The 9503-nt window shown below is 69.9% G+C and carries 11 protein-coding genes; 5 read left to right on the plus strand and 6 right to left on the minus strand.

Going from position 1 to position 9503, the window contains the following annotated elements; translation table 11 throughout:
- Positions 1-2 precede the first annotated feature (2 nt).
- A complete protein-coding gene (locus EJO66_RS28570) occupies positions 3-1679 on the plus strand; it encodes an amidohydrolase (RefSeq protein ID WP_124962263.1) in 1677 nt (558 codons plus the stop codon).
- On the opposite strand, the gene EJO66_RS28575 is transcribed toward EJO66_RS28570, so the two are convergent.
- Positions 1676-2254, minus strand: coding sequence for a uracil-DNA glycosylase family protein (locus EJO66_RS28575; protein ID WP_125966743.1), 579 nt, complete (start codon positions 2252-2254; stop codon positions 1676-1678). The two genes, EJO66_RS28570 and EJO66_RS28575, sit on opposite strands and share 4 nt — an antisense overlap.
- A 16-nt stretch (positions 2255-2270) precedes the next feature.
- Positions 2271-3101 (minus strand): isocitrate lyase/PEP mutase family protein, encoded by an 831-nt coding sequence (locus EJO66_RS28580; protein WP_124962265.1) that lies wholly within the window; start codon positions 3099-3101, stop codon positions 2271-2273.
- Between the two features lie 98 nt (positions 3102-3199).
- On the opposite strand from EJO66_RS28580, the gene EJO66_RS28585 reads away from it, so the two are divergent.
- Positions 3200-3658: a CopD family protein gene (locus EJO66_RS28585; protein WP_125966744.1), complete on the plus strand. Its 459-nt coding sequence runs from the start codon at positions 3200-3202 to the stop codon at positions 3656-3658.
- Here the strand turns inward: EJO66_RS28585 and EJO66_RS28590 are convergent.
- Genes EJO66_RS28590 through EJO66_RS28600 form a run of 3 tightly spaced genes read right to left on the minus strand, consistent with a single transcriptional unit; the run spans position 3655 to position 6564 of the window.
- On the minus strand, positions 3655-4089 hold the full coding sequence (locus EJO66_RS28590; protein ID WP_124962267.1) for a VOC family protein: 435 nt from the start codon (positions 4087-4089) through the stop codon (positions 3655-3657). The genes EJO66_RS28585 and EJO66_RS28590 overlap by 4 nt on opposite strands.
- A gap of 25 nt (positions 4090-4114) precedes the next feature.
- Complete coding sequence (locus EJO66_RS28595) at positions 4115-5353, minus strand: CaiB/BaiF CoA transferase family protein (protein ID WP_124962268.1); 1239 nt, start codon at positions 5351-5353, stop codon at positions 4115-4117.
- A gap of 11 nt (positions 5354-5364) precedes the next feature.
- Positions 5365-6564, minus strand: coding sequence for an acyl-CoA dehydrogenase (locus EJO66_RS28600; protein ID WP_124962269.1), 1200 nt, complete (start codon positions 6562-6564; stop codon positions 5365-5367).
- 177 nt (positions 6565-6741) lie between these two features.
- Between EJO66_RS28600 and EJO66_RS28605 the strand changes: the two genes are divergently transcribed.
- Together EJO66_RS28605 and EJO66_RS28610 are read left to right on the plus strand one after the other, a co-directional pair.
- On the plus strand, positions 6742-7650 hold the full coding sequence (locus EJO66_RS28605; RefSeq protein WP_124962270.1) for a LysR substrate-binding domain-containing protein: 909 nt from the start codon (positions 6742-6744) through the stop codon (positions 7648-7650).
- Between the two features lie 66 nt (positions 7651-7716).
- Complete coding sequence (locus EJO66_RS28610; protein ID WP_124962271.1) at positions 7717-8121, plus strand: phage holin family protein; 405 nt, start codon at positions 7717-7719, stop codon at positions 8119-8121.
- Positions 8122-8154: 33 nt separating this feature from the next.
- On the opposite strand, the gene EJO66_RS28615 is transcribed toward EJO66_RS28610, so the two are convergent.
- A complete protein-coding gene (locus EJO66_RS28615; protein WP_124962272.1) occupies positions 8155-8880 on the minus strand; it encodes a maleate cis-trans isomerase family protein in 726 nt (241 codons plus the stop codon).
- Between the two features lie 125 nt (positions 8881-9005).
- On the opposite strand from EJO66_RS28615, the gene EJO66_RS28620 reads away from it, so the two are divergent.
- On the plus strand, positions 9006-9503 hold a 498-nt coding region (locus EJO66_RS28620; protein ID WP_164547928.1), incomplete at its 3' end, for an amidohydrolase family protein.

Below are 9503 nucleotides of genomic sequence, written 5' to 3' on the forward strand. Positions count from 1 at the left end.
GCATGCTGCGCACACTGCTCACGGCGGCCGCGACGGCTGCACTGCTGCTGCTGCCGCCTGCCACGCAGGCCCAGCCGGCCGACCTGATCGTCACCAACGCGAAGATCGCCACGCTCGACGCGGCCGCCACCACCGCGCAGGCACTGGCTGTGCGCGAGGGCCGCATCGTGGCGGTCGGCAATGCCGCGCAGGTGCGCGCGTTCTCGGGCCCGATCACGCGCACGGTGGATGCCGGAGGGCGCACCGTGATCCCGGGCCTCATCGACTCGCACATGCACGCGGTGCGCGCGGCGCTGAGCTATTCGACCGAGGTCAACTGGATCGGCGCCGGCAGCATCGGCGAAGCCATGGACCGCATCCGCGCCGCGGCCGCGCGTGCACGGCCCGGCGGCTGGCTGATCGTGGCCGGGGGCTGGACCGAGCAGCAGTTCGCCGAGCGCCGCCGCCCCACCGCGGCCGAGTTGCAGGAGGCCGCGCCCAACCATCCGGTGTACGTGCAGCTGTTCTACGAAGCGGTGGCGATGACGCCCAAGGCGCTCGAAGCGCTGGGCGTTCCGGCGGGCACGCTGCCGGCCGGCATGAAGCCCGCGGCGGACGGTGCGCCGGGCTGGATGACGGGCGACATCGTCGGCATCTCGGCGCTGTTCGACAAGCTGCCCAAGCCGACCTACGACGACAACCTGGCCGGCACGCGCGCCTTCTTCCGCGAGCTGAACCGCCTGGGCATCACCGGCCTGGTGGACCCGGGCGGCTTCAGCATTGCGCCGTCGCAGTACGCGGCGCTGTTCGAGCTGTGGCGCGAGAAGGCGCTGACGCTGCGCGTGGCCTACAGCGTGTTCGCGCAGAAGCCCGGCGCCGAGCTGCAGGAGTTCCGCGAGCTCACGCAGATGCTGCCGATGGGCTTCGGCGACGACATGCTCAAGTTCAACGGCCTCGGCGAACGCGTGACGCTCGCGATGTACAACAACAATTTTCCCGACGCGGCCGCGAAAGAGAAGTTCCACGAGCTCATCAAGTGGGCGGCGATGCGCAAGCTCGCGGTCACCATCCACTGGCAGGAGAACGGCTCGGTCGAGCACCTGCTCGGGCTCTACGAGAAGCTCAACGCCGAAGTGCCGATCAAGGACCTGCGCTGGTCGATCGCGCACCTGGACGACGCCTCGCCCGAAACACTCGCGCGCATGAAGGCGCTGGGCATCGGCTGGACGATGCAGGACGCGATGTACTTCCAGGGCGACCGTGCGCTCGCCACGCGCGGCGACGCGGCGCGCCGCATGCCGCCCATCGGCAGCGCGCTGCGCACCGGCGTGAACGTGGGCGCCGGCACCGATGCGCACCGCGTGGCTTCGTACAACCCCTTTGTCGCGCTGCAATGGATGCTCGACGGCAGGACGGTGAGCGGCAAGGCCATGCGCGGCGCCGACGAAACGCCCACGCGCGAGCAGGCGCTGCGGCTCTACACGGTGGGCAGCGCGTGGTTCAGCTTCGACGAGGCAAGGCGCGGCACGCTCGAAGTGGGCAAGCTCGCGGACTTCGCGATCCTCGACCAGGACTTCTTCTCGGTGCCGCTGGAGCGCATCGGCAGGACGGTGTCGCTGATGACGGTGGTGGGCGGGCGCGTGGTGTATGCCGCGCGGCCCTTCGATGCGGCAGGCACCTCGGTGGCCGCGGCACCCTAGGGCGGCGCGAGCGCCTGCCGCACGCGTTCGCGCAGCACCGGCAGCACCTCGCTTTCGAACCACGGGTGGTGCTTGAACCAGCCGGTGTTGCGTGGCGAAGGATGCGGCAGCGGAGCGAAGCGCGGTGCGTAGTCCGCAAAGGCCGCGACGGTTTCGGTGACGCCGGCCTTGCGTGCCGCGCCCAAAAAGTGGCGCTGCGCGTACTGGCCGATCAGGAGCGTGAGTTCGACCCGGCTCATCTGCGCGAGCAGGCGCGCATGCCAGAGCTCTGCGCACTCCCGGCGCGGCGGCAGGTCGCCGCTGCTGCCGCGGCCCGGGTAGCAATAACCCATCGGCATGATCGCGATGCGCGCGGCGTCGTAGAACAGCTCGCGGTCGATGCCGAGCCAGCGGCGCAGCTGCTCGCCACTCTTGTCGTCCCATGGCAGGCCGGTGGCATGCACCGTCAGGCTCGGCGCCTGGCCGACGATCAAGAGGCGCGCGCCGGCGCTGGCCTGCACCACGGGCCGCGGGCCCAGCGGCAGCTGCGCGGCGCAGGCGGTGCAGCCGCGGATTTCCGCGAGCAGCGCATCCATGGCGCCGGCGCGCGCGCTATTCGGAGAACCGGCCGAAGAAGCCATCGAGGTCGGCCCCCGAAGCCGCGCCTTCGAAGCCGTCGAAACGCCCCTGCTCGGCCAGCGCCCGCGCGGCGCGGTCGAAGCCGCCCCAGGCCGCGCGAGCGAGCGCACCGCCCACGCTGACGCGCCGCACGCCGAGCGCGGCAATGTCCTGCATGCTGAGCTCGCTGGGCCAGCCGATCAGCAGGTTGACCGGCTTGGGCGCCACCGCGGCCACCACCGCGGCGATCTGCTCGCGCGTGCGGATGCCCGGCGCGTAGAGGCAGTCGGCGCCGGCCTCGGCGTAGGCCTTGAGGCGGGCGATGGCGTCGTCTAGGTCGGGGCGACCGGCGAAGAAGTTCTCGGCGCGGCCCACCAGCAGCGTGTCGCCGCCGGCCGCGTCGATGGCACGGCGGGCGGCGCGCAGCCGTTCGACCGCAATGCCGATCTCGAACAGCGGATTCGCCGCATCGCCGGTCGAGTCCTCGATCGACAGGCCCGCCACGCCGGTCTCGACGGCCAGGCGCACGCTTTCGGCCACGCCCTGGGCATCGGCCGCAAAGCCGTTCTCGAAGTCCGCATTCACGGGCAGGTCGGTGGCATCGACGATGTCGCGCAGGTGGGCCAGCATGGTGTCGCGCGATTGCCCTCCGTCCGCCAGGCCCTGCGACCAGGCATGGCCCGAGCTCGTGGTGGCGAGCGCCTTGAAACCCAGGCCCTGCAGGTAGCGCGCGCTGCCCTTGTCCCAGGGATTGGGAATGGCGAAGCAGCCCTGTTCGTGCAGCGCGCGGAAATCGGCGCGTTTCTGGGCGACGGTGCGGGTCATGGAAGCCTCATCTTTCTTTCTTGCGTGCGAAGGATGGGGTTTTAACGCAACGAGACGGACATTGCGCGAGCACAGCTTTCGGTGTTCTGATCGGCCCCATGTCCTACGTCATCCTGCTCTTCATCCATCTTCTCGCCGCCGCCTTCTGGGTCGGCGGCATGGCCACCCTGCACTTCGCGGTGCGCCCCGCCGCGGTCGCCACGCTGGAGCCGCCGCTGCGCCTGCGCACCATGGCGGCGGCACTGCGGCGCTTCTTCGTCGGCGTGGACGCGGCCGTCACGCTGCTGTTCGCGACCGGCGTGGCGATGATCCTGCTCGCGGGCGGCTTCCGCGCGGTGCACTGGCGCATCGAGGCGATGATGGGCATCGCCCTCGTGATGGCCGGCATCTACGTGTACATCCGCGCCTCGGTGTTCAGGGCGCTGCGGCGCGCGGTGGAAGAAAGCGCATGGCCGGTGGCGGCCGGGCGGCTCGACATGGTTCGCAAGCTGGTGAGCCTGAACCTCGCGCTCGGCGTGGCGGTGTTCGGCGTGGCGATCCTGGGGCGCGCCGCCTAGCGGCGTGCCGGCCCTTTCAGCTCGACGCCGTTGCCGTCAGGGTCGGCGATGTAGATCGAGGGGCCGTTGCCTTCGGCGCCGAAGTTGTTCTGCACGTCGCCGCTCACCGGCACGCCGTGCCGGGCCATCAGCGCGCGGATGGCCGCCTCGTCGAAGGGCTCGATGCGCAGGCAGAGGTGATCGACGTTGCGGCCTTCCTTGCCGGCCAGGGCGCCGCCCTGCTTGCCGAGCGGGCCGTCGTGCGAGACGAGATCGATGAGGCTCGCACCGGCGCGCAGGTGCACCAGCCCCAGGTCGTCGCGGCGCTTCTCGACCTGGCAGCCCAGCACGTCGCGGTAGAAGGCGATCGACTGCTCGATGTCCTTCACGCGCAGCACGACATGGTCGATGCGCAGGACCGAGAACGGCAGGCTGTGCGTCGGATCGGCCATGGCGTGAGTCCTTTCTACATGGGGTTCAGACCACGCCGGCCGCGCGCAGCGCGTCGAAGCGCGCGGTGTCGATGCCGAACTCGGCCAGCACCTCGCGCGTGTGCTGCCCGAGCGCCGGCGGCGCATGGCGCAGCACGGGCGGGGTGGCCGCGAGGCGCAGCGGGCTTGCCACGCCGGTGATGCTGGCGATGCCGTCGCCCGCATCGCGCGGCAGCGTGACGGCCAGGCCGCGCGACTTGACCTGCGCGTCGTCGAAGGCCTGCGCGATGTCGTTGATCGGGCCGCAGGGCACGGCCTTGTCTTCGAGCAGCGCGACCCAGTCGGCGGTGCTGCGGGTGCGCGTGAGCTCTTCCATCATCGGAATGAGCACGCCGCGGTGCTTCACGCGCAGCGTGTTGCTCGCAAAGCGCGCATCGGCGGCCCACTCGGCATGGCCGGCCGCTTCGCAGAAGCGCGCGAACTGGCCGTTGTTGCCGATGGCCAGCAGCATCGAGCCGTCCTGCGTCGGAAAGTCCTGGTACGGCGCCAGGCTCGGGTGCGTGTTGCCCTGGCGCTGCGGCGGCTTGCCGGTATTGAGGAAGGCGCTGGCCTGGTTGGCGAGGATGGCCATGCCCACGTCGAGCAGCGCCATGTCGATGTGCTGGCCCTCGCCCGTGCGGTCGCGCACCTGCAGCGCCGCGAGGATGGCGGTGCTTGCATAGACGCCGGTGAACAGGTCGGTGAGCGCCACGCCCACGCGCAGCGGGCCGCCGCCGGGCACGTCGTCGGGGCGGCCGGTGATGCTCATCATGCCGGTCATGGCCTGGATCATCAGGTCGTAGCCCGCGCGCTCGGCGTACGGGCCGTCGTGGCCGAAGCCGGTCACGCTGCAATAGACGAGGCGCGGGTTGGCCGCGCGCAGGCTCTCGTGGTCGAGGCCGTATTGCTTCAGGCCCCCGGTCTTGAAGTTCTCCACCACGATGTCTGCCTGCGCCGCCATCTGCTTCAGGAGCGCCTGCCCCTCGGGCGTGGCCATGTCGACCGTGACCGAGCGCTTGTTGCGGTTGCAGGCCGTGAAGTAGCTGGCCTGGTCGGTATCGTTGCCGTCGGCGTCCTTGATGAAGGGCGGGCCCCAGGTGCGCGTGTCGTCGCCGACGCCGGGGCGCTCGATCTTGATGACGTCGGCGCCCAGGTCCGCGAGGATCTGCGTGCACCACGGGCCCGCGAGCACGCGGGACAGATCGAGGACCTTGATGCCGTCCAGGGCTGCGGGCTTGGCCGTCATGCGCTCTTCGTTCAGTTGGCGAAGGCGGCAATGCCCGTGATGGCACGGCCGAGGATGAGTGCGTGGATGTCGTGCGTGCCTTCGTAGGTGTTGACCACCTCGAGGTTCACGAGGTGGCGCGCCACGCCGAACTCGTCGCTGATGCCGTTGCCGCCCATCATGTCGCGCGCCAGGCGGGCGATGTCCAGGGCCTTGCCGCAGTTGTTGCGCTTCATGATCGAGGTGATCTCGACCGACGCCGTGCCCTCGTCCTTCATGCGGCCCAGGCGCAGGCTGCCCTGCAGGCCCAGCGTGATCTCGGTCTGCATGTCGGCCAGCTTCTTCTGGATCAGCTGGTTGGCGGCGAGCGGGCGGCCGAACTGCTTGCGGTCCAGCGTGTACTGGCGGGCGCGGTGCCAGCAGTCTTCGGCGGCGCCGAGCGCGCCCCAGGAAATGCCGTAGCGCGCGCTGTTGAGGCAGGTGAAGGGGCCCTTCAGGCCCTGCACTTCGGGGAACGCGTTTTCCTCGGGGCAGAACACGCCGTCCATCACGATCTCGCCGGTGATGCTGGCGCGCAGGCCGACCTTGCCGTGGATCGCGGGAGCCGAGAGGCCTTTCATGCCCTTCTCGAGCACGAAGCCGCGGATCGGGCCCACGGTGCCGCTTTCGCTGACTTCCTTGGCCCAGACCACGAACACGTCGGCGATGGGCGAGTTGCTGATCCACATCTTGGCGCCGCTGAGCGAGTAGCCGCCCGGCACCTTCTTGGCGCGCGTGACCATGCTGCCGGGGTCGGAGCCGTGGTCGGGTTCGGTCAGGCCGAAGCAGCCGATCCACTCGCCGGTGGCGAGCTTGGGCAGGTATTTCTGCTTTTGCGCCTCGGTGCCGAATTCGTTGATCGGCACCATCACGAGCGAGCTCTGCACGCTGGCCATCGAGCGGTAGCCCGAGTCGACGCGCTCGACTTCGCGGGCGATCAGGCCATAGGCCACGTAGTTGAGGCCGGGGCCGCCGTACTGCTCGGGGATCGTGGGCCCCAGCAGGCCGAGCGCGCCCATTTCGCGAAAGATGGCGGGGTCGGTCTCGCCGCTGCGGAAGCCCTCGATGACGCGGGGCGCGAGGCGCTCCTGGCAGTAGGCATTGGCCGCGTCGCGGATCATGCGTTCTTCGTCGGTCAGCTGCTGGTCGAGAAGAAGGGGGTCGTCCCAGTGGAATTGCGCTTTGGCGGCCATGTGCTTGTCTCCGGAAGAGGGAAAAAGAGGGGGAATGGGTCGATCCTAGCCATGCGGGGGCCCGGGCGCAAACGATGAATCCTCACCCAGATATGCGCGCCGTGCACATCTGGCACCCATGTGGCAAGTCGTTTCCATTGGTGACGGCGCCCGCCCAGTCATACACTACCGGCATACATGCGCCGCAAGATTCCTCCCCTGCAGACCCTCGTGTGCTTCGACGCCGCCGCGCGCCACGAGAGCTACACGCGCGCCGCGCAGGAACTCGCGCTCACGCAGAGCGCGGTGTCGCGCCAGATCGGCACGCTCGAGGCCTTCCTGGGCGTGGCGCTGTTCCGCCGCACGCGCCACGGCGTGGCGCTCACCGCGAGCGGCGCGGCCTATGCGCGGCAGATCACCAAGCGGCTCGAGGCGATGGAGCGCGACACGCTCGACGCCATGGCGCACCAGGGCGAAGGCGGCTCGCTCTCATTGGCGGCGGTGCCCACCTTTGCCACGCGCTGGCTGATGCCGCGGCTCAAGGGCTTCGCGGCGCTGCAGCCCGACGTGGTGGTGCACATCGAGACGCGCACCCGGCCTTTCCTGTTTGCCGATGCGGAGTTCGACGCCGCGCTGTATGCCGGCACGCCCGCGCAGGTCGAGAACTGGGCCGGTACGCGCGCGCTCCTGCTGATGCACGAGGACGTGGTGCCGGTGTGCAGCCCCTCGCTGTTGCCGCGCGGCAAGGCCGTGGCGCCCGCGGCCATCGCGCAGATGCCGCTCTTGCAGCAGAGCACGCGCCCCGACGGCTGGCGCCAGTGGTTCGACGCGCAGCAGATCGATGCACCCAATGCACGCGGCGGGCCGCGCTACGAGCTCTTTTCCATATTGGCCGCGGCCGCCTCGCACGGCCTGGGCGTGGCGCTGATGCCCACCATGCTGGTGGCCGACGAACTCGCGCGCGGCGAACTGGTGGTGGCCTGCGCGCGGCCGCTGTCGGGCGAGCGCAACTACTACCTCGTGACGCCCGAGCGCGCCGACCAGCGGCCGCTGCTGAAGTTCTTCAGCGACTGGCTGCTGGCCGAGGCGCAGCGCAGCGCCGCCTGAGACGGTGCCGATATGATGGTCCGCACAATCGCGCGCCATTGCGCCCCGCCTTGCGCCCCTCACACCATGCTGAACAACCTCGCTCCCTTTCTCGTGCACTGGGCCATCACCGCGCTGTCGCTGTGGGTGGCCAGCCTGATCTTTCGCGGCATCAAGTTCGAGAACACTTCCGCGCTCGTGATCTCGGCCCTGCTGCTGGGCCTGGCCAATGCCGTCGTCAAGCCGCTTTTGATCGTGCTCACGCTGCCGCTGACGCTGCTGACGCTCGGCCTCTTCCTGCTGGTGATCAACGCGCTGATGATCATGCTGGTGGCCGCGCTGGTGCGCGGATTCAAACTCTCGGGCTTCTGGACCGCGTTCTTCGCGAGCATCTTCATCTCGCTGCTGAGCATTGCGATCGACTCGCTGGTGAGCAGTGGCGACCCCGCCACCACCATCCAGATGCCGACGGGCAGCGGCAAGTGGCTGTAGCAGGCCCCGCAGCCCGGGCCTGAGCCGGGCCCGTCACCGCCAGCCGAACAGCGCGCCCCAGCCGCGCACCTGCGCCGGGTCGGCCCCTGCGGCGCGCAGCTGGCCCCAGACGGTGGTGCTCACGGTGTCGAGCAGCGCGATGCCGGTTTCGGCCTCGAACGCCTCGGCCAGGGGCGCGGCGTGCAGGTTGGTGCAGAAGGTGGTGATGGCCTCGGGCCGCGCGGCCGCCACCTCGCGCATCGACGCCATCAGCTGCGCGGGCTCCACGAGCGCGAAGTCGTGGTTCACGCGGATGCCCAGGTGGCGCTCGGCCACCACCTCGATGCCGAGCGCGCGGTAGTTGTCCACGATGCGCTGCTGCACGTCGGCGGTGTAGGGCGTCACGAGCCCGAGCCGCTTCACGCCGCGCAGCGCCAGCAGTTCGTTGAGCGCCAGCACGGCGGTGGTGGCGGCAATGCCGGTGCGCTCGCGGATGCGCTCGACCAGGCGCCGGTCGGCATCGAAGCCCAGCCAGCCTGACGAGGTGCCGCTCCAGCCGATCACGTCGACCTGCGCATCGGCCAGCAGTTCGGCGGCGGCAAGGATCTTGCTGTCGTCGAACTGGCCCAGGCCCGCGGCCGAGAGCGAGATCTCCGTCACCCTGAAGCGAGAGAAATGGGCGCTGCAGCCCGGCACGCAGGCCGCCAGGGTGCTGGTCAGCGGCTCCAGCGCGGTGTTGGACGAGGGCGTGAGCACGCCAAGGCGAAGGGGGCGCGTCATGGGTTTCCTTTTGTGTGCGGATGGCCGGCATCAGCGTAATCACTGCTTCCGGGCCGCTTGATTGTTGATGATTATGTCGACAATATTCAATACCTTTTGTTGACAAAAATGAGGCGCGCCTTTCCATGAGCTCCCACTCGGCCTTCGACCTGGTGATCCGCAACGCGCAGGCCGTCACGGCCAGCGACACCTTCCAATGCGACATCGGGGTGCGCGAGGGGCGCATCGTGCAGCTCGGCCTCGCGCTGGCCGGCGGCGCGCGCGAGATCGACGCGGCCGGCCGCACCGTCACGCCCGGCGGCGTCGACGCCCACTGCCACCTCGACCAGCCGATGCCCGCGCCCATGCGCATGGCCGACGGCTTTGCCAGCGGCACGCGCAGCGCGGCCTGCGGCGGCACCACCACGGTGATTCCGTTCGCGGCGCAGGCCAAGGGACAGTCGCTGCGCGCGGCGGTGGACGACTACCACCGCCGCGCCGAAGGCCAGGCGCATGTCGACTACGCCTTCCACCTGATCGTGAGCGACCCGACGCCCACGGTGCTGCGCGAGGAGCTGCCGGCGCTGATCCGCGAGGGCTACAGCTCGTTCAAGATCTACATGACCTACGACGACCTCAAGCTC

The organism is Variovorax beijingensis (assembly GCF_003951285.1).
In the GTDB taxonomy this organism is placed as follows: Bacteria; Pseudomonadota; Gammaproteobacteria; order Burkholderiales; family Burkholderiaceae_C; genus Variovorax; species Variovorax beijingensis.